The sequence below is a fragment of the Kiloniella majae genome, from assembly GCF_002118315.1.
Classification (GTDB): domain Bacteria; phylum Pseudomonadota; class Alphaproteobacteria; order Kiloniellales; family Kiloniellaceae; genus Kiloniella; species Kiloniella majae.
The window spans coordinates 637,260-655,919 of record NZ_MTSZ01000001.1 but is presented as its reverse complement, the minus strand read 5'-3'; the positions used below and the strand labels follow the sequence as shown (position 1 = coordinate 655,919).

The 18,660-nt window shown below is 45.0% G+C and carries 23 protein-coding genes; 14 read left to right on the top strand and 9 right to left on the bottom strand.

Going from position 1 to position 18,660, the window contains the following annotated elements; all coding sequences use genetic code 11:
- Positions 1-65: 65 nt before the first annotated feature.
- Positions 66-611: a YybH family protein gene (locus BKB51_RS03165; RefSeq protein ID WP_085899637.1), complete on the bottom strand. Its 546-nt coding sequence runs from the start codon at positions 609-611 to the stop codon at positions 66-68.
- A 41-nt stretch (positions 612-652) separates the two neighbouring features.
- Positions 653-1,525, bottom strand: coding sequence for an RNA polymerase sigma factor (locus tag BKB51_RS03160; protein ID WP_085899636.1), 873 nt, complete (start codon positions 1,523-1,525; stop codon positions 653-655).
- Between the two features lie 175 nt (positions 1,526-1,700).
- Here BKB51_RS03160 and BKB51_RS20850 point away from each other — a divergent pair, with 175 nt between their 5' ends.
- Both BKB51_RS20850 and BKB51_RS20845 read left to right on the top strand, forming a co-directional pair.
- Positions 1,701-1,913, top strand: coding sequence for a VOC family protein (locus BKB51_RS20850; RefSeq protein ID WP_198946613.1), 213 nt, complete (start codon positions 1,701-1,703; stop codon positions 1,911-1,913).
- 24 nt (positions 1,914-1,937) lie between these two features.
- Positions 1,938-2,132, top strand: a complete 195-nt coding sequence (locus BKB51_RS20845) for a VOC family protein (protein WP_085905524.1) — start codon at positions 1,938-1,940, stop codon at positions 2,130-2,132.
- A gap of 27 nt (positions 2,133-2,159) precedes the next feature.
- On the opposite strand, the gene BKB51_RS03150 is transcribed toward BKB51_RS20845, so the two are convergent.
- Entirely contained in the window at positions 2,160-2,396 is a 237-nt protein-coding gene (locus BKB51_RS03150) for a hypothetical protein (RefSeq protein WP_085899635.1), read from the bottom strand.
- A gap of 360 nt (positions 2,397-2,756) precedes the next feature.
- On the opposite strand from BKB51_RS03150, the gene BKB51_RS03145 reads away from it, so the two are divergent.
- The 3 genes from BKB51_RS03145 to BKB51_RS03135 all read left to right on the top strand — a co-directional run bounded on the left by BKB51_RS03145 (position 2,757) and on the right by BKB51_RS03135 (position 4,347).
- A complete protein-coding gene (locus BKB51_RS03145; protein ID WP_085899634.1) occupies positions 2,757-3,329 on the top strand; it encodes a TetR/AcrR family transcriptional regulator in 573 nt (190 codons plus the stop codon).
- A 110-nt stretch (positions 3,330-3,439) separates the two neighbouring features.
- Positions 3,440-3,727, top strand: coding sequence for a YciI family protein (locus tag BKB51_RS03140; protein ID WP_085899633.1), 288 nt, complete (start codon positions 3,440-3,442; stop codon positions 3,725-3,727).
- Positions 3,728-3,738: 11 nt separating this feature from the next.
- Positions 3,739-4,347, top strand: a complete 609-nt coding sequence (locus BKB51_RS03135; protein ID WP_085899632.1) for a DNA-3-methyladenine glycosylase I — start codon at positions 3,739-3,741, stop codon at positions 4,345-4,347.
- A gap of 39 nt (positions 4,348-4,386) precedes the next feature.
- Here the strand turns inward: BKB51_RS03135 and BKB51_RS03130 are convergent, their stop codons facing one another.
- A complete protein-coding gene (locus BKB51_RS03130; RefSeq protein WP_085899631.1) occupies positions 4,387-4,968 on the bottom strand; it encodes a TetR/AcrR family transcriptional regulator in 582 nt (193 codons plus the stop codon).
- Between the two features lie 87 nt (positions 4,969-5,055).
- Between BKB51_RS03130 and BKB51_RS03125 the strand changes: the two genes are divergently transcribed.
- Both BKB51_RS03125 and BKB51_RS03120 read left to right on the top strand, forming a co-directional pair.
- Positions 5,056-5,847 (top strand): crotonase/enoyl-CoA hydratase family protein, encoded by a 792-nt coding sequence (locus tag BKB51_RS03125; RefSeq protein ID WP_085899630.1) that lies wholly within the window; start codon positions 5,056-5,058, stop codon positions 5,845-5,847.
- A gap of 54 nt (positions 5,848-5,901) precedes the next feature.
- Positions 5,902-6,477 carry an HD domain-containing protein gene (locus BKB51_RS03120; RefSeq protein ID WP_085899629.1) on the top strand — a complete coding sequence of 192 codons (576 nt, stop codon included), beginning with the start codon at positions 5,902-5,904 and terminating at the stop codon, positions 6,475-6,477.
- A 26-nt stretch (positions 6,478-6,503) separates the two neighbouring features.
- Here the strand turns inward: BKB51_RS03120 and BKB51_RS03115 are convergent, their stop codons facing one another.
- On the bottom strand, positions 6,504-7,340 hold the full coding sequence (locus tag BKB51_RS03115) for a substrate-binding periplasmic protein (RefSeq protein ID WP_085899628.1): 837 nt from the start codon (positions 7,338-7,340) through the stop codon (positions 6,504-6,506).
- Positions 7,341-7,536: 196 nt separating this feature from the next.
- Between BKB51_RS03115 and BKB51_RS03110 the strand changes: the two genes are divergently transcribed.
- Positions 7,537-7,833 carry an antibiotic biosynthesis monooxygenase family protein gene (locus tag BKB51_RS03110; protein WP_085899627.1) on the top strand — a complete coding sequence of 99 codons (297 nt, stop codon included), beginning with the start codon at positions 7,537-7,539 and terminating at the stop codon, positions 7,831-7,833.
- Between the two features lie 137 nt (positions 7,834-7,970).
- On the opposite strand, the gene BKB51_RS03105 is transcribed toward BKB51_RS03110, so the two are convergent.
- Positions 7,971-8,375, bottom strand: a complete 405-nt coding sequence (locus BKB51_RS03105) for a nuclear transport factor 2 family protein (RefSeq protein WP_085899626.1) — start codon at positions 8,373-8,375, stop codon at positions 7,971-7,973.
- 55 nt (positions 8,376-8,430) lie between these two features.
- Positions 8,431-8,856, bottom strand: coding sequence for a VOC family protein (locus BKB51_RS03100; RefSeq protein ID WP_085899625.1), 426 nt, complete (start codon positions 8,854-8,856; stop codon positions 8,431-8,433).
- A gap of 190 nt (positions 8,857-9,046) precedes the next feature.
- Between BKB51_RS03100 and BKB51_RS03095 the strand changes: the two genes are divergently transcribed.
- Positions 9,047-9,961 carry a LysR family transcriptional regulator gene (locus tag BKB51_RS03095; RefSeq protein ID WP_085899624.1) on the top strand — a complete coding sequence of 305 codons (915 nt, stop codon included), beginning with the start codon at positions 9,047-9,049 and terminating at the stop codon, positions 9,959-9,961.
- Here BKB51_RS03095 and BKB51_RS03090 read toward each other — a convergent pair.
- Positions 9,958-10,770 carry an MBL fold metallo-hydrolase gene (locus BKB51_RS03090; RefSeq protein WP_085899623.1) on the bottom strand — a complete coding sequence of 271 codons (813 nt, stop codon included), beginning with the start codon at positions 10,768-10,770 and terminating at the stop codon, positions 9,958-9,960. The two genes, BKB51_RS03095 and BKB51_RS03090, sit on opposite strands and share 4 nt — an antisense overlap.
- A gap of 301 nt (positions 10,771-11,071) precedes the next feature.
- Between BKB51_RS03090 and BKB51_RS03085 the strand changes: the two genes are divergently transcribed.
- Positions 11,072-12,145 carry a DMT family transporter gene (locus tag BKB51_RS03085; RefSeq protein WP_085899622.1) on the top strand — a complete coding sequence of 358 codons (1,074 nt, stop codon included), beginning with the start codon at positions 11,072-11,074 and terminating at the stop codon, positions 12,143-12,145.
- A 35-nt stretch (positions 12,146-12,180) separates the two neighbouring features.
- The gene (locus BKB51_RS03080; RefSeq protein WP_085899621.1) at positions 12,181-13,128 is read left to right on the top strand and encodes a DMT family transporter; all 948 of its coding nucleotides are present in this window, start codon (positions 12,181-12,183) and stop codon (positions 13,126-13,128) included.
- A gap of 33 nt (positions 13,129-13,161) precedes the next feature.
- Here the strand turns inward: BKB51_RS03080 and BKB51_RS03075 are convergent, their stop codons facing one another.
- Complete coding sequence (locus tag BKB51_RS03075; RefSeq protein WP_085899620.1) at positions 13,162-13,377, bottom strand: hypothetical protein; 216 nt, start codon at positions 13,375-13,377, stop codon at positions 13,162-13,164.
- Positions 13,378-13,686: 309 nt separating this feature from the next.
- Here BKB51_RS03075 and BKB51_RS03070 point away from each other — a divergent pair, with 309 nt between their 5' ends.
- The 3 genes from BKB51_RS03070 (at position 13,687) to BKB51_RS03060 (ending at position 18,639) form a co-directional block, all read left to right on the top strand.
- Positions 13,687-15,348 carry a hypothetical protein gene (locus BKB51_RS03070; protein WP_085899619.1) on the top strand — a complete coding sequence of 554 codons (1,662 nt, stop codon included), beginning with the start codon at positions 13,687-13,689 and terminating at the stop codon, positions 15,346-15,348.
- A gap of 71 nt (positions 15,349-15,419) precedes the next feature.
- Positions 15,420-16,592 (top strand): phosphatase PAP2 family protein, encoded by a 1,173-nt coding sequence (locus BKB51_RS03065; RefSeq protein WP_085899618.1) that lies wholly within the window; start codon positions 15,420-15,422, stop codon positions 16,590-16,592.
- Complete coding sequence (locus BKB51_RS03060; protein WP_085899617.1) at positions 16,585-18,639, top strand: S8 family serine peptidase; 2,055 nt, start codon at positions 16,585-16,587, stop codon at positions 18,637-18,639. The genes BKB51_RS03065 and BKB51_RS03060 overlap by 8 nt, the downstream gene beginning before the upstream one ends.
- Positions 18,640-18,660: the final 21 nt, after the last annotated feature.

Sequence of the window (18,660 nt, the reverse complement as noted above, 5' to 3'; positions counted from 1 at the left end):
CATCAGGTAGTGTTCATCTTTGTAAAACCGGACCTCTTTTAAAAGAGATCCGGTAAAACACAGACTTACTTAAGCAAGTGGCTCCCGTGAGGGTTATCGATAACCATTTTCCAGCTACCATCCTTTTGCTGGCGCAGGACCGCGACAGATAACCCTGTTTCGGTAATCTCTTGTCCGTCTGGTGTTTGTCCTTTCATGGACCAAGGGGCGATATGAAGCGCGATGGTGCCGGTAACAATGACTTCGTGCCCACTGTATGAGAATTTGGGGTTCAGTGATTTGAATTCGGCAAATATCTGTTCAGAAACTTTGTTGTCGGTGACGGCTGTACCCGGCTCGAACATGATGGCGGCACCTTCTTCGTAGGTGGACATAACCGCCTCCAGATTTCCCTGTTCAAAGTTTGACGTCATTTTCTGAATGAGAGAGAGCACATTCTGTTCTTCAATTGTTTGTTTTTGTATTGTCATCGAGGTTGATCTTTTAAGTTGGGTTTGTGAGGCCGCATAGAGTGGGGAAGAAAGCAAGCTGATGGTGAGTGCCATTGTTACAACCGGCTTTATGAAGAAGACATGCCAGCAGGCTGCCGAAAGATGGAGTTTCTTTAACATGGAAAATTCCTGAATTTATGGGGGTGACGAGGTGTTAATTGTTAATGAGTGATATTGGGTCTTTGTTTGTCCGGTGTCAGAACAGACACGAGCTTCTTGGCCAAATCCTGTGGGCTTGCAAAGGTTGGTGTCGCTCGTTGTAACTTGATGGTTCGGAGTTCTTCTTCCAATACCTGTATGTCTTCAACGACAGTGTTGTAGTTTGGTGCATCTCTCAAAGCGAAAGCAGGGGAGATGCCAGATCCTTTCTCTGGAATGCGCCCGAGTTCTCGGGCTACGGGCAGGCGCCTTGGACAACTGCATTTCGCTTTGGTGTTGGCGATCCCGCAATTGCTTGACGTAAAGGAGACGACTTCACTGCGAGCACGGGAAAGGCGTTTTCGGTAGTTTGCGGGGCTGAGTTCCAGTATCTCAGCGGCTTCAGATTGTGGAAAATCCAGAATGTCGCCCAGGACATAGGCAAGACGGTGTTTGAGATCAAGACAAAGCAGCATGGCCATTGTGCAGGAAATCCGCAATTCGTTAAGCCATATACTGTCTTCGCCAGAAGTTGTGGTTTGGGAGGACGCGATAGCAGGCGAAACATTTGGATCAAGTCCGGTTTCAAGGTCTTGTTTGAACAAATCAAAGTTCAATCCCAGTTCTTTGTCACGGACCTTCTTAGCCGTAATCAGGTAATTTGCAGCCACCCGATAGACCCATGTCCTGAAGGCACTTTTGCCTTCAAAAGTTGAAAGCTTGGTAATCACAAGAATTAGGATTTCCTGTGTTGCTTCCTGGGCATCATCAGGATTAACCAGCATCCGCATTGCCAGATGGTGGATTTGATCCTGTATGTTTTGTACCAGCTTCTCCAAGGCAGCTTGATCGCCAGCTTGTGCTGCTGTTACCAAGTGTTCCAAAGTTGTTTGCATTACGCCAATGTCTCTTTTTTGTTGCTCTATCTATTTAGACAGTAAAAGAAACCAATGTGTGACAGATTAATTTTCTTTTTTCCCGATTTCTTTTCTTTGTTGAAATTTTTATAATGATTTTAAGACTTTATAGTGCTTTATAGTTTTATGCTAAATAATAAAAAGAAGAATAATTATGTCACGTCCAAAACTGGTTCCCGAGTTACTCTGTTCTGATTTGACAGTAAGTCTGGATTTTTATCTCAATATTATTGGCTTTAAAATTCTTTATGATCGCCCGGAAGATCGCTTCGCCTATCTGGAAATGGATGGCGTTGAAATTATGCTGGATGAAACACAGGAAACCAGTACTGATGAAGGGGATTGGTGGACGGCCAGAGCAACATAACTTTACGGGCGAGGCGTTAATTTTATGATTGAAGTCAGTGATGTTCTAGCAGTTCATCATCGGTTGGAAAAGGCGCACTGGCCTTTGTTCCGTCAGTTAGAAGACCAATGGTATCGTGCTGGTAATCGTAAAGTAGGTAATCGTGAGTTTCTTGTGCAAGACCCCGATGGATATCTATTACGATTTTTCTCTGATATTAATTATTCTCGAGGACAGTAAATTTAGTTTTGAATGGTATGCAAATATTTACTCATCACCTTGTTTTATAGGATAATATTTATCCAAGCCGTAATGTTCTTTCATTTTTTCGATAATTTTTTTTGCTTCTAAAACAGCTGTAATGCTCTTTTCATAGACAGGTTTGTTTTGGGGGTTTTGTTTTAAATTATCAAAAATCTGATTATATGCTTTCTCCAGTTCGGCCATAGCATCATCGATATCTCTCGATGTTTTATTATCATTTATTGGGCCAGCTTTTTTCATTCTTACGATGTCTTTCTTTACGTGAAAAGTTCGAGGGAAAGCTAAGTTCGCTGTTTTCCATATTTGAATAGATGGGTGACATGAAAGTATGGCGTATTTTTGCATACTATAACGTATACGTAAAATATTTTATTTACCCGATAATGTGTATGATGTGTGCTTTGGAAGGGAGCTGAAAGGACTAGCTAAGGAGCGTCCGCCAGCAGTTAAATATTTAGCTTTAGAGTGCGGTTGGCGCGGTTCCGTTATTACTTATTCGACAAGTCTTGACTGATTAGGTCGGTTGTCCTATTTTTTTAGGATGAGCGTCCTAAAGGTGTTTGGAAGGTGTCTCGTAATAAAGGAGCTTTGTGACTAAAAATGAAGAAGCAAAAAACGCGAGATCATATTGTCGAAGCTGCGGATCTACTGTTTTATCAGCAGGGGTTTGAGCATACGTCTTTTTCAGACATATCTGATGCAGTACAGATTTCACGTGGTAATTTTTATTATCACTTCAAATCAAAGGATGACATTCTCGAGGCTGTCATCAGCGCACGCATGGATAAAACCCGTAAAATGCTGACTCAATGGGAATTGAAAGGTTCTCGACCAGAAGATCGTATCAAGTGCTTTATCCGTATTCTTGTCACTAATCGGGATAAAATTCTGAACTACGGGTGCCCTGTCGGTACACTGACAACCGAACTGGCAAAGATAAAACATGCTTCCCGGGAAGAAGCAAATGCCTTGTTCACTCTGTTCCGGAATTGGTTAAAAGAGCAGTTCACTCAGCTGGGGCACCCAGCTGATGCGGATAATCTGGCAATGCATTTACTGGCCAGATCACAGGGGGTTGCGACTTTGGCTAGTGCCTTTCAAGACGCAAAGTTTATCGATGATGAAGTTACTCAGATGTGTGAGTGGCTGAATGCTTATGTGCCTAAAGAATAATGCTTGTGATCAAGTGCAGGTATAAGCCGGAGAATGATGAAAAGCCTGAAAAAATTTTTTGAAACATACAAGTTTTTTGAAACATACGCTGTTAGAACAAAGGTGATCTGATGTTTATCGTACTACTCAAATTTTCAGTAAACAAAGAAAATGCTGGCCAGTTCATGGACGCGCACAAGGCCTGGATCAAACAAGGATTTGATGAGGATGTCTTTCTGATGGTTGGCAGTTTGAAGCCCGGGGTTGGTGGGGTGGTTCTTGCCCATAACAGCTCTTTGGAAGACTTGGAACAACGGGTAGAGGAAGATCCTTTTGTCGCAGAAAATATCGTCAGTGCTGAAATACTGGAAATTGATCCGGCCAAAGCTGATGACAGGTTGAGCTTTCTTTTAAATTAGGGAAATGGAAAATGAGTGAAACGACTGTAGGGCCAGATGGTCAGCACCGTTGCCGATGGAGTGATTCCGCCCCTGAATTTATCGATTATCACGATAGGGAGTGGGGCTTTCCGGTTGGCGATGATTATCGATTGTTTGAAAAGCTCTGTCTGGAGGGGTTCCAGTCTGGTTTGAGCTGGCGCACCATATTGGCAAAGCGAGAAAATTTCCGCGCAGCGTTTCACCATTTTGATTTCAACAAGGTGGCGCTTTTTACAGATGAAGATCGGGATCGTCTATTGCAGGACGCTGGGATCATTCGCCATCGCGGCAAAATTGAAGCCGTGATTAACAATGCAAAGCGTGCACAGGAACTGGTTAAGCGCGAAGGATCGTTGGCGGCTTTTATCTGGCGATACGAACCCCGGGAAGAAGAGCTATCGGCACCGCAAACTCAATCGACATCTTCGGCATCAATCGCGCTGTCGAAAGATTTGAAGAAGCTGGGGTGGAAATTTGTTGGCCCGACCACAATGTACGCTTTGATGCAGGCAATGGGCTTGATCAACGATCATGTGGAAGAGTGTTTTATGCGTGATAAGGTGAAGGAGGCGCGGGATCATTTCAAGCGCCCTGAATAATGAAGTTAATCGACAAAGCTCGGGTTTTACTTTGTGATGTTATGCTTTGTTTAGTGCCGCAATAACCATGCTCTTTGCTGCATTTCCAGCTGCTTCAATGTAACTGTGGTCTCGGTGAATAAGCATCGTGGAAAAAGCACCATCCATTAGCAGGATGATATGACGAGCCAATTCGTTCGGACAGGTAATATTATTTTTTGAGAATTGTTCTGCAAGCCATGCTTCGAATTTCTTCTTATGGGTCGCACCAACTTTAATTGCAGGGTGGCCTGGCATGTTGGCAAGTTCGGCTGCTGTCCGCAAAAAACCACACCCTTTCCATTTGGGATGTTGAGAATTTTTAGCGAGATTTATAAAAATTGCTGCAATTTTATCGGACAAATCGCCATCAGCTTTCTCAAACCATTCAGCAAATATTTTTAGATTTGGCTGGTCACGAGATTCTAAATACCCGGCCACGAGTTCATCTTTACTTTTGAAATGATAATAAAGGGTTCTTTTTGTAATGCCTGCTTTCTCAGCTATCGCATCAACGCTTACAGCTCTGATGCCTTCGCCATAAAATAAAGAGTTTGCTGCATTTAAGATGCGGTCTTTTGTTGATGGAATATCTTGTTTCATAATTATGTATACTAACCAGTGAGTGTACATAATATTGTGAGATCACTAACCTTATGTCAATAGCAATGAAATGAAAGGTTAGTCGCCATGATTAATAGTGTTTTATGTGAATTGAAAGATAACGTAGCCCTTTTGACTCTCAATCGACCAGAGAAACTCAATGCTTTGAATTATGCGATGATTGATCGTTTAATTGAATTGTTGGATGATATTGAAGATAATGATCAGGTCCGGGTTGTAATCATTACGGGGGCAGGAAATAAAGCTTTTTCGGCGGGTGGAGACATTCACGAATTTTCCAAGTCGATCAAGCAGGGAGCTGAAACTGCCGTTAAAGATTTTGTCAGGCGAGGACAGGCAATGACTGGGCGTATTGAAGCATTTAGAAAACCAATCATCGCCGCTGTAAATGGTATTGCATTTGGCGGAGGGTGCGAAATTACGGAGGCCGCGCATATTGCAATTGCCAGTGATCAAAGTGTTTTTGCCAAACCAGAAATAAACATAGGTATTCCTCCGACTTTTGGTGGAACACAACGGTTGCCAAGATTAGCGGGGCGCAAGCGTGCACTTGAACTTCTTCTTACTGGTGATAGGTTTAACGCAGAACATGCTTATCAGATTGGATTGGTTAATGAAATTGTGTCTAATAACGACTTATTAAGATCAGCATATAGTATGGCTGATCGTATTATTCGACATTCACCGCTTGCGGTTTCTCGAATCATTACGGCTGTTACTCGTGGTATCAACTCTACTATTACAGAAGGTTTACAGATAGAAAGCGAACAATTTGCGCGTATGGCAGTGACGGAGGATGTTCATGAAGGGCTAAATGCCTGGATTGAACGGCGAGTTCCCAAATATCGTGGTTGCTAGAGAGGATAATGCGCAAATGTTGTATGGTTCTGCTTTTAAAAGAAGATTTTTCCTATGAATAAACCAGATATCGTCGCCTTATTGGATTTTTTACGTGCCAGCGAGCCGTTAAAATCTACCTTGCGCAGTGGGTACACGGCCTCTGGGCGTCAAGAGAGCACAGCAGAGCATACGTGGCGGCTTTGTTTGATGGCATTATTGTTGGAAGATGGGTATCCGGAACTGGATATGCTCAAGCTTCTGAAAATCTGTATTGTTCATGATCTGGGCGAGGTTATTAATGGGGATATTCCGGCAATAAATCAATCAGGGGATCTCGATAAAAACCTACAGGAGCGACAAGACCTTGATGAACTTACATCTGTTTTACCCGCTTATTTAAAAACAAAAATAATGTCCTTGTGGGACGACTATGATCAGGGAAGCTCAAAAGAATCTCAATTGGCAAAAGCGCTGGATAAGCTGGAAACCGTTCTGCAGCACACACAGGGCAAGAACCCTGATGATTTTGATTATGGCTTTAACCTGTCCTATGGTAAAAAACAGACTGACTTTGATGATAACACGCGTGCTATCCGAAATTTGATTGATCGGGATACAGCGTTACTATCGGGCAGAAATAAGAGCTAAATAAGCTTTACAAATACTCGGAGATATCATGGTGAACTATTGTAGTGCTTGATAAGTCTCTGGATATTCTGTTGTCTGTATTGTCCGAGAGTTGTCCAGATTTTATCAGCGAGTTGAGGATCAGTGTTATAGAACTTATGACTGATCATCATGTACCAGTCGTAACTGGCAAAGGGCTGTTTGATTTGTATCAGCTTATTCTCTAAACCGTGCTTTTTGATTAGGCCCTTACCGATCGTACTTTCCACAATATAGGCATCCAGACGTCCGGCGGCGACATGTTGCAAACCTTTTGCAGGCAAGTGACGGGTGTTTGCCATCATGCTGTGATCATCTTTGAGCTTTTTGACAACAACATAGCCGGCGGGTGCACCAATGGAATGTTTCATATTGCTGAAATTTTTACCATCCCAGTCAAAACTGCTGCCCTTCTTTTTGAAAAGACTATAGGTCACGCGGCGAAGACGCCGATCAGGGTCCGGCTTATTACTGATGCTGACTCTGACAGGTAAATAAGGGTAGCGACCAATAAACTCGCGTTCCTTTAGGTGGATAGAGGCAAAAATACCATCAACCTTGTTCTGTTCCAAAAGCTTGAGACAGCGTTTCCAGGGGCGTCGTATAAACTGGGCAGAAAAGCCTGTTTCCTTGAGAGAGGCGGCAATAATTTCAACGAGTATACCGGGCTTTTCTTTGGGGAAGGTGTCTTGCTCTCCCATAAAATAGGGGGGATAGCTCTGGTTTTCAGCACAGAGAACAAAGGGCTGTTCTTCTGCCCAAGCTGTTGTTTTGAATAGGCTGATGAGAAGGCCTGTAACAACTACCAGCTTGGCAGCAAATGCCAACGATCTTTTACGGTTCATTTCAGCCCCCTTTTTAGCCCCCGCTTAAAGGTACTATGTGGATGGTATCAGATAAGAGCTGAAAAAACTATAGGTGAAGCAGAAGAAAACCAATCGGATCGCCGCCGGGAATAAGCTGTGTTTGATTGCTTTGGCTCTTGTAATTAAAGTAAATTTTCTGGCTACGCCTTAAGAGCAATAAATTAAGGATAACAAAATGATCACACGTATATTCAGGGTGCAAATTAACCCCGAATTGTGCGAGGAATTTGAGGAACTTTATCGTGTGAAATCCATAGACGCAGTGCAAGGGGCCGAGGGATATATATCTGTAACGATCGGTAAGCCGACCATTTGGGCTCCGGATGAATATGTAATGATTTCAACCTGGATCAATGAAGTTGCTTTGAAGGAATTTGCAGGGGAAAGATGGAACGAGGCACATATTCCAGCAGGTATGGAGAAGTTCATCGTTGATTGTTGGGTGCATCACTATGAAGCTTTTGATCGCTAAAAGTCTGAAATTTTTATTGTAAAAGATCTCAGTGATGAAATTGAGAGAATTAGAGAGTCAGTCAACGTACTGACTCTCTATAACGATTGATACCAGAAAAAGCGATTATCGTTTGAGTAGAACTATACTGTCATTGATTAGAGTGGCGTAACGTCCACATAAACCTGATAGTCTTGAATTAGATCGGATTTCATTTGTAAAACTGTTGCAAACGGTAGAGAGAGTTCGCTTTGATCCAGTCGTTTATAATGGACTTCGCCTTTGCAAATGATGTCATTGTCTTGGGCCCAGATGCCGTCAATTCTGTGGGTCATGGTGTCAATAATCTGAAAGAAATTCTCATTGGCTTCCAATACGGCCTCTTTACCGGTGACAGCATCAAAGTTTCCCAATTGAAAACGAAGGTCATCAGCAAGGAAAGAGCCAAGCCTGGATATACTTTTCCCATCCACTGCTTTGTATAGGGCTGTTATCAAGGTTTCAGCATTTTCCAGAGGATTTTCAATATCTGACACAGGTGTTTTAAATGCAAGGTTTGTCATTGTTATCTCTTGTTATCGTTTTATGTGGGGATATGGATTGATTTAACTATGGCCACTATGGCGTGTCGTAGAGATTTCGTTCGGCAGGATCATCGCTGTAGTACTGGATGAATTCGAACTGAAAACCTTCGGGATCCAGGAAATAAACCGTTTTGCGAAAAGGATGGGCAGCTCCCTGAATGTCGATTTCAAACCCTTTGGCTTGAAGGCGACTTATGATGCCATCCACATCATCGACTTCAAAACCAAGGTGTGCGAGGCCGGGGGTGTGTCCAGAAAGTTCACGGTTTTCGCCTTCGCCATTATCATTCAAAGTGATGTAGCTAGTATCGTCCCCCACGTGTAACCAGCGGCGTGGTTTTCCTTTCCATTTCATTTCCCCTTGCCCGCGAACAATCCATTCGGGAAAAGCGGTTTGAATAAAACTCAAAGTTGCCGCTAAATCGGTAACAACTAAATTGGCGTGTTCAAAACGTACCATGGAATTCTCCTTTCAATTCCTGAAACTTTCAAAGTGCATCTTCTTTTTACTGTGATTGGTCGCAGTAAAAGAGAACAGTCGATGTGTCTGAATTAAAGATAAGTTGTTTCCGTTTGTGATTTAATAGGTATATATGGAAACCTATTGGTGAGAAAAAGTTGACAAATTTTGCTGCTCGCAGGAGAGACTTATGGAAAGCATGAATGCGATTCCGATATTCGTGGCTGTCGTCGAAGAGGGCAGCTTTGCGGCAGCTGCGCGCCGGGTCGGCGTAACTAAATCGGCGATCAGCAAGCGGATCTCTCAACTGGAAACTCATTTAGGAGTGCAGCTTTTACATCGTTCGACGCGCAAATTAAGCCTAAGTGAGGCGGGAGAGCAGTATTTAACCCACGCAATTCAGTCATTGGCTGCGGCGCAAGATGCCGAGGATGCCGTTGCACAACTACAGGGGGCACCACAGGGAAGATTACGTATAAATACACCAATGTCTTTTGGTCGTTTGCATGTTGCCCCTCTTATTCCAGAGTTTCTCGAAACCTACCCCGGGGTTGGGATTGATATGGTCATGGATGATCGGGTTGTTGATATGGTGGAAGGTGGTTTTGATTTGGCGATCCGGGTACGAACTCTGGAAGATAGCGCGTTAATTGCCAGAAAACTTGCGCCCTGCCATAATCTTTTGTGTGCAGCACCGTGCTATTTTGAGAAGCACGGTATCCCGCAAAAGCTAGAAGATCTACGGGATCATAATTGTTTGCAGTATGCCTATGCCAGCACAATCCATACTTGGCAGTTTATACAAGATGGTGGCGAAAGGGTTAGCCTTGAGACAAAAGGCAGCTATCAGGTAAATAATTCAGAGGCTCTCCGTGAAGCTCTTGTTGCCGGGGTTGGTATCGGGCGACTTCCTACCTTTATTGCGAATGAGGAAATAGCAGCAGGACGTCTGAAACCTTTATTGCCTGATCATAAACTACCGAGCCAGACAATATATGCTGTTTTTCCCGAACGCCGCCATCTTCCCGCTAAGGTTAGGGTTTTTGTTGATTTTTTGGTTGATAAGCTTGGTGGCAATCATCCTTACTGGGAAGAAGCTTTTTAAGCCTCTAGAGCTTTCAGATAGCGGTTTACAGAACGTCTAATGGCTTGCTTTCCGTCTTGATTTATTGATCTGCCTTCAAAAGCCCCGTGTACGACATCAAAATCATATGATTCAACAGAGAGTCCAATGTTTTCGACCTTACGATGGGACAGGGGAATATAATTTGGGTAGCTATACATAAAGCTGACGTATTTCTGATCAGCGACGACCTGCATGATATCCCCGGTGAACAGGTAACCTTTGGTTTTTCGCCAATGGAGAACCGTGCCGCCTTCAAAGTGACCGCCGCATTTGATAAGGGTAATATCTGGATTGATTGAAAGAGTATTTTCTGTCCAATGGTGAATGGCTGGATGTGGCTTTTGCACCCACTGAGCATCATCTTGGTGAAGGTAGATAGGGATCTGATCAAAAGCATCACTCCAGTCACCCATCGCAGTGTAGTAATGAGGATGAGAAATAGCGATAGCAGCGAGCTTGCCTCTGCTTTTTATCCAGTCAAGCGTTGCTTGATCAAGAATGGCAAGGCAATCCCAGAGAACATTTCCATAGGATGTTTCAATCAAAAAAGCACGTTGTCCAATTGCAGCACGTGGATCAATGATCAAGCTGTGCAATTTTTCACTATGTCTTTCACGTCTTATATGATGTTGGGCTTTCAAGTCCGATGATGTAATCCATTTTTGACCTGTATCTGGCACATACTGGCGCTCGTCCTCGCATATAGGGCAGTGTGACGGGGGGCTGGCAGGATCTGGCTTTTGTTCCGGATATTGCGTGCCACAGGTTGCACAGAGGTATTCTGTCATGTTTGGAAGTGTCCTGATGAGTATTGCTTGTATTATATGAAAGCCGGGCGCATGTTTTTCAAGAAACTCCCTGATTGTTTCGCGAATATTATCAAGTCGTGCCCAGATTTGATTTGTTTAGTCTTAAGAAGTCTCAAGCTGAAGATATCAGGAAAACGTGTCTCTGAACGACACCTGACAAGCCTTTTTCGCACTATAATATCCTGCTTTCGCCAAAATGCATATTTTCTACAATCTTTCTTGCAATTGAACGTGAAAGCTTGCTCTATGATGGAATGCTTATGGAAAATGGAATAGGTCAATGAACCCACAGAATAGTAATCCTTCTGGGAGTGTCGGGGCTTCGGCAAACTCGGGAAATACTGAGGTTACAGCGGCTGAAAACTTCAAGGGCGCTGCCTTTATGGTGTTGAGTCAGGCAACATTTGTTTTTAACGATGCCTTGATGAAGCTGGCCTCTACTGATCTTTCTCTTTTCCAGACAATTTTCCTACGCGGTCTTTTTACCACTTTTTTCCTGGGGCTGATTGCTTGGAGAGCAGGGGCACTATTCCGCCCGCTTCCAGTGGCAGATCGCAAGATATTAGCGCTACGGGTTATTGGTGAAGTTGGGGCCACGCTTTGTTACCTGACGGCACTTTTTCATATGCCTATTGCCAATTCGACGGCGATTTTACAGGCCCTACCTCTCGCGGTTACGCTTGGTGCGGCTCTCTTTTTGGGGGAAACCGTTGGCTGGCGCCGATATTCTGCTATCGCGGTTGGTTTCATCGGCGTGATGATTATCGTGCGTCCGGGGGCTGACGGATTTAATGCCTATTCCTTCTGGGCCTTGGCTGCTGTGGTTTTCATTGTCTTGCGTGATCTTGTAACCAAGAAAATTTCCAACGACGTTCCGTCTATCTATGTTGCGTTATTGACATCAATTTCGCTAACACTGACCGCTGCGATATTGTTACCGGCGACGGGGTGGCAGCCTGTTCAAGCCGTATCCTTGGGCTATTTAACTGGCGCAGGTTGCTTTCTGATGATCGGCTATCTCAGCGTTATTGCCGCAATGCGTATGGGGGAAACTTCTTTTGTGTCGCCTTTCCGCTACACCATCTTGCTCTGGGCGATTTTGCTTGGTGTTTTTGTTTTTGGTGAGCTACCGGATTTCTGGACGATTGTCGGTAGTATTATTCTGGTTATCACAGGTGGCTACACTTTCTACCGTGAAAACAAGCTAAAGAAGAGAGCGGATGCTCAAAAAGCAGCAACTCTGCGCGCTGAAACCGAGACGCAGGGGGATTTTCCTGAGGGCAAAGATGATCAAGGAATTTGGCCTGAGAAAACAAAAGATCTGGAGAAAGCAGAAGAACTGATCAATCGCTAGTGAGTTGAGGGCAATCTATTGAGTGGACCCGTATTATGAGAGAACAGGGCAATGGCCCGACACCTGAGGAAAATCTCTTTGTAGATATCACTGACGGTGACGAAAGTGAACAGGGCGCAAGTGGTAACCTGCGTGGGGCCTTATTAATGTCACTCGGGATGGCTGCTTTTATTGGCAATGTTACATTGATGAAGCTGGTCTCTTTTGAGTTGACCCTTTTTCAGGCGATTTTTCTTCGGGGATGTTGTGCGGCTGTTGTCCTGGGCGGTGCTGCTTTTTATCGCAAAGAACTATTTGTTACCTTAACCGGGGCAGATGCCAGGGTTTTGACAATTCGGGTGATCGGCGAAGTTGGTGCATCCCTTTGTTATTTCATGGCGTTATTTAATATGCCAGTTGCCAATGTGACAGCAATCCTTCAAGCCTTGCCGCTGGTTGTGACATTGGGGGCCGCTGTCTTTCTGGGCGAAACAGTTGGGTGGCGGCGTTACGGTGGTATTGCGTTGGGTTTTGTTGGTGTTCTGATCATTGTCCAGCCGGGAACAGACGGTTTTAGTGTCTATTCTCTTTGGGCGCTAGCTTCCATGTTATCCGTTGCCCTGCGCGATCTTGCGACCCGAAAGATATCATCGAATTTACCGTCGCTTTTTGTGGCCTTTGTCACCATGGTTGTGGTCACACTGGTCTGTGCCCTGCTATTGCCAACGATGGAATGGAAAGAGGTCAAAGGCGACACCGTCGGGCTTTTATTGGGGGCCGCAGTTTTTATCATGCTGGTCCACATTACCTTGATCCGAGCAATGCGGGTAGGCGAAGTCGCTTTTGTGACGCCTTTTCGCTATACCGTCATGATTTGGGCGCTTCTGGTTGGATATTATATTTTTGGAGAAACTCCGGACACAGCGACCGTAACAGGCTGTAGCCTGTTGATTATCACTGGCCTCTATTCCTTCTGGCGCGAACGCAAAGTTAAGCGCGGGTAATCCTGTGACTTTATAACTATCGCGGTGAGCTATCTAAAAATCTTCGGTATGACAAACTTTATCTGCAAGGATCGTGAGCCAGGAAATAACCTCGCGGCTTTCTGGCGAAAGCTTTGCTGCTTCCAGTTGTTCGTCGCTTGCGTGTATTTTCAGGTCATTCCATTTTTGGCAAAAATCACTTAGATCTCTTGGCTTTAGAGAGTCTTGATCTGGTACTAATTGCGGGGTCGGTTTGTTACTGCCGGTCACAGATTTTTCCTATTCTTTTGGCTTCAAGTCTTTGCTGTATAAGTGTTTTTGTTTTTTCTTGTTGTGTTATTAAGGGCAAAGTTTATGTTGAGCACTGGTCAAGTCAGTATCCGCCAATTCAAAATTTAATTTTTTATATAATGCATTATGAAGCAGTTACGTGCCCAGGTAGCGTCCAAAAAGCGTGAAAAAAACGTAAAAGGTTTTTTAACTTTCTCTACAAGTGGTAATCTTTGTGAACTTAAAAGGGTAATTTTAGGAACATTATTCTAATGTTTCTGATCTGGGGAATAGGGTCTGGGTACAAAAATGCAAAATAACCCGGCAGAAAAAACACTTAAACTTCGGCTTTACGGTACTTTCAGCGCAGAATGGTCTGATGGTACCAAGCTCAATGTACGTAGTACAAAGCTACGGGCAATGATTGCCCTTTTGGCAATGGCCCCAGATATGACCCGAACACGTTCGTGGCTGCAGGATAAGCTTTGGTCTTTATCGGGGGCGGAACTTGGTCGTGCAAGTTTGCGCCGTGGTTTAAGTGATTTGAAACGAGCAATTGGCCCTGACTTTGAAGCGCTGTTTGATGTGTCACATGATAACATTGCTCTTAATGATGATGTTGTTGAACTTGTGGGCACACCAACCGAAGGTGAGTTTCTTGAAGGTATCGAGATTGCCGAAGGTGGTTTTACCTCTTGGGTAAATGAACAGAGGAATAACCGTCCGCAATTAATATCTTCATTAGAGTTTTTTAACCCTTCTGACAAAACGGGTATCTTGCCTGCCGTCGCTGTTCTTCCTTTTTTACAAAGCTTTCAACGAGATGGGGAGAATGTTCTCGGCGATATGTTGGCCGAGGAAGTCTCGCGCGCGCTGTCCAGATCTCAACTGATTGACGTCATTTCTCATCTGTCTTGCCGTAACCTCAATATGCGACTTTTAAATTTGGCAGATGTAAGACGCGCACTAAATGTCGAATATGTTATTCACGGCAGCTACCGTCAGGATGGAGAACGATTTCATCTGGATGCTGATTTTCTGGATGCAGACAGTGGACGTATTATATGGTCTCGCCAGTTTTCTGCACGGATGTCAGACTTTCTCAATGGCGGACAGGAAATTGTCGCTGATATCTCTCGTCAGATTGGGCAATCCATTTTATCCACCTCTATTGAACTTGCGACAAGTAAACCGCTGCCCGAAGTGGCCAGTCACGCATTATTGGTTTCCGGTGTCGCTTTGATGCACAGGCTAAAACTCGCCAGTTTTGCCAAGGCCAGACCATTAATTGAAGAAATTATTCGTAAATCACCTAATCACGCATCACTCTATGCCTGGCTGGGGAAGTGGTATGTGTTGTCAGTCCAGCAAGGGTGGAGTAGTGATCTTAAAAAAGATAGTCAAATTGCAAGTGATTGCACGGCTAAAGCCTTGGATCTGGATCCGGATAATTCCTTTTCGTTAGCTGTTGACGGATTAGTGCAGAATAATCTTCTCAAGCAGTTTGATATAGCTTTTAGCCGTTTTGACCGAGCTGTAGAGCTTAACCCAAATGATGCTTTGGCATGGTTACTCAAGGGAACACTTCATGCTTTTATGGATGAAGGTGAAAAGGCCGTTTCTTTTACAGAACGTGCTCGCTCTTTATCGCCGCTAGATCCTTATAAATATTATTTTGATGCACTTCATTCTACCGCTTTATTGTCAAATGGGCAGTATCAAGAGGCGCTTGGATTAGCTGAGTTATCATTAAAAGCTAACAAAAGTCATACTTCTACACTGAGAGCAAAAATTGTAGCACAGCACTCTTTAGGCCAGCAAAAAGAAGCAAAATGCACTGCGGCAGAATTAATGAAGTTAGAGCCACACTTAACGATCTCTGGGTATTTGAAAAAGCATCCAGCTGCTGCTTTTGGTACAGGACAAGAATGGGCGAAGGCTCTTAAGGCATCAGGTGTACCTGAACTGTGATTACTGTTCAAATTTATGATTGAAAATTAGTGGTGTAACGCGACCACAAAGTCGGCGAAAGGAAGTCTATTATGTCAATTAATTCTGGGGTCAGTGGAGTTAGCGGGGTCAGTGGAGTCAGCGGGGTCAGTGGAGTCAGCGGAGTTAGCGGGGTTAGTGGAGTTAGCGGGGGCAGCGGAGTTAGCGGGGTCAGTGGAGTTAGCGGAGTTGGCACAATAGCACATTTAACTTCTTCAGATGCTATTCGAGATCCTTGGAACCTGCCGGAGCCAGGTGTTGAACCTCCACATATTATCGCAGATCAGACGAACAATCTTGGCCGATGGTCTCCTCGTGTTCGGTCCTCAACAATTTTAGCTGATTTGCTGGCTCGACTGTCTTTTAAAGGAAATGAAAGTGAAGGGGCTATTTCAATTTGGTTCCAACATGACCATCCTCATGGAGGGTTGGATCATGCGCCGCACCCTTCCTATTCAAAGTTGGCCAAGTTATCACGCCCAAATGAAGAAGTGTTTCGTTCACAATTAGAGTATGTACGGAATTATGCGGATCAACGATCAGAACGTGCTGCGGAAATTTTGGCACAGGTTGGTTATCCTACTGAGTTCTTTGCATCTGTTGTGCCTTTAAATGCAGTAACAAATACTCATACTTTGCAATTGATCAGCCTTGTCCAACAACTTGCATCGCATGTCGTGCTCAGAACTAAGCATAGTTTGGCTTGTCGTCGCCCGGACATCTATTCAGCACAGATACAGCCGATTATTCCAACACCGGGACATGGAACACTACCAAGCGGTCATGCGACAGAGGCTTTCACGGTTGCAACCGTCTTTGGGGCATTGCTGGATGATACTATTATGTCTTTTCAGCAAAGTCCTTCGATTAAAACATTATTGCTTTCCGTGGCAGAACGCATTGCTGTGAACCGTACGGTTGCGGGTGTGCATTTCCCGGCGGATAGTACGGCCGGGGCGGCATTGGGGACGACACTTGGTAATTATCTCTTGCAACTTGCCAGCGGGCAAAGTGGTGATATTGATGCGGTTGAGTTTATTGGCAATAACGCCACGGGTGATTTTGATAAATCGGTTATTGCATTGGGTGATGCAGACAGTGACCCTGTCGTGAAGTGGGGTACGTCAGAGGTTCATGGCGAGCCGGATAACCTGTTCCGTTGGCTCTGGCTCAAGGCCAAAAGCGAGTGGGAGGAAGCGCCTGCGGCAGGAGGCAGCAATGGCTGATTCCTATCACTGGCGGGATGATGGCATTAAGGCTGTTGATCCTTACGAAGACTGGTTGCTGGATACGGGGGCGGGCTATGGCTTTCCTTTTGGACCGCCAAATGAGGCGCATTGTTATACCGGAACCGAAGCTTCAGAAAACTTTATCGCTGGCGATGAAAATCCTGATGCTATTTATCCCAAACTTTACCGACCAGATGGCGTGCAACCGGGCTTTCGCCCTTTTGTTCTTCGGGAAAGTACTGTTGGAAATGCTTTTGAAAATTCGAAGGATGGCACTTCAGGGATAAAACGCCGAATTGGTGTTCCCTTACGTACGGCAAGTGTAAATCAAAGCTATGAACCCGGAATGACTACTAATCCTGTTGTCTCCTCGTCAGCAAAGGTTGTCGTTGGGGTTATTGATGATGGTATTGCCATTGCCAATCGCCGTTTCCAGTCAGAACTTGGTAGCACGCGGATTGATTTTGCCTGGGTGCAAGATGGTGATGCGTTATCTGGTTCCAATGTTGCATTTGGCCGTGAATATACCAAGGCTGATATTGATGATGCCCTCGCTGAACACACCGATGCACTGGGGGCAACAAATGAAGCTGCTCTTTATCGGGCGTTGGGACTGGTTGATAGCCGCAAGGTGATGCCCAATTCACTGGATGGTAAGGCGGCACACGGCACACATGTGTTGGATCTGGCTGCTGGTGCCGATTATGAGAACACATCATCAGATGTTTTGGAAGAAGATCGCATCATCACGGTACAGGTGCCAGCTGCTGTTACCTGGGATACGTCGGGTATGGGGCTGGACAGTTTTATTTTGGCCGGGGTGCACTATATCCTTGATCGTGCTGATCGCATTGCCCCGAAGCTGCCTGTGGTGATTAATTTCAGCTACGGGCTTTTTGGCGGTCCGCATGATGGCACATCACTGCTGGAAAAGGCGATTGATGAGATTGTGACTGCCCGGAACGACAGGGTGGCCGCGACATCAGTGGTTTTGCCATCAGGTAATCATCATCTACAGCGATCCCATGCTGTCATGAGTGATGCAGACTTTAAAATTGATGGTGCGGGTGGAAGTGCAGGAACGACTGATTGTTTCTGTGATCTTCCCTGGCGTGTGCAACCTAATGATCGCACGTCCAGTTATCTCGAAATCTGGATGCCTAAATCAGGTTATCAAGACGGAGACATTGAGGTGGAAGTTATTCCACCGACAACAGATAATATTTTGCCACAAAGACTATCAGGTGTGGTGAATAGTGCGGTTGTGCTTAATCGTGGATCGAGAGCGGTTGCGCGCCTGTCTTATGACAGGCATACCCCTTTGTCAGAAGAGGACGAGCGTGGTCGTTTTATGGTGGTCCTCGCGCCAACAGAAGTTCGCACAGATACTGTTGAGCATCTGAAGTCTGTTCCTAATGGGTTGTGGACAGTACGGGTGATTAAAAGGTCTGGTAAAACACTGTCAGAACCTATCCATGTTCGTATCCAGCGTGACGCATCGCCTTTTGGCTATCCTGCGCTGGGCCGACAGTCCTATTTCGATGATACGGCTTATCAGCTTTATGATCGCGAAGGGAAGCTAGAGGTGGAAGATAACCATTCTATTGTAAAGCGAGCCGGATCATCGAATGGTTTGGCAACAGGCACAGTTCCTATTGCTGTCGCAAGTCACGTCGAAGCAACAGGACGTGCCGCCGTTTATAGTGGCTATCAAACAACTGGTACCGGTTTGCCTGAACACTCTAAAACGCCTTTTGTTTCTGCGGAAAGTGATCGCAGTCCTGTCGTTCGGGGAGTACAGGCATCAGGTGTCAATTCCGGTGTGTCCGTTACACTGGATGGAACTTCTGTCGCTGCGCCCGTCATTACCCGTGCCGTTGCAAATGCCTATAAAGCTGGTGTCGCGACAAGTCCCGTTGATGAGCTTCAAGCCCAGGCGATTGCTATCGAAGCAACAAGACAGGCCAAGGGATACTTTGCACCACTTGATACAAATCGACAGGGCGTTGGACGTTTCCCGAAAGATGAGATTTACGGAAGCTAGACGCGTTAGTATTTTGCCTAA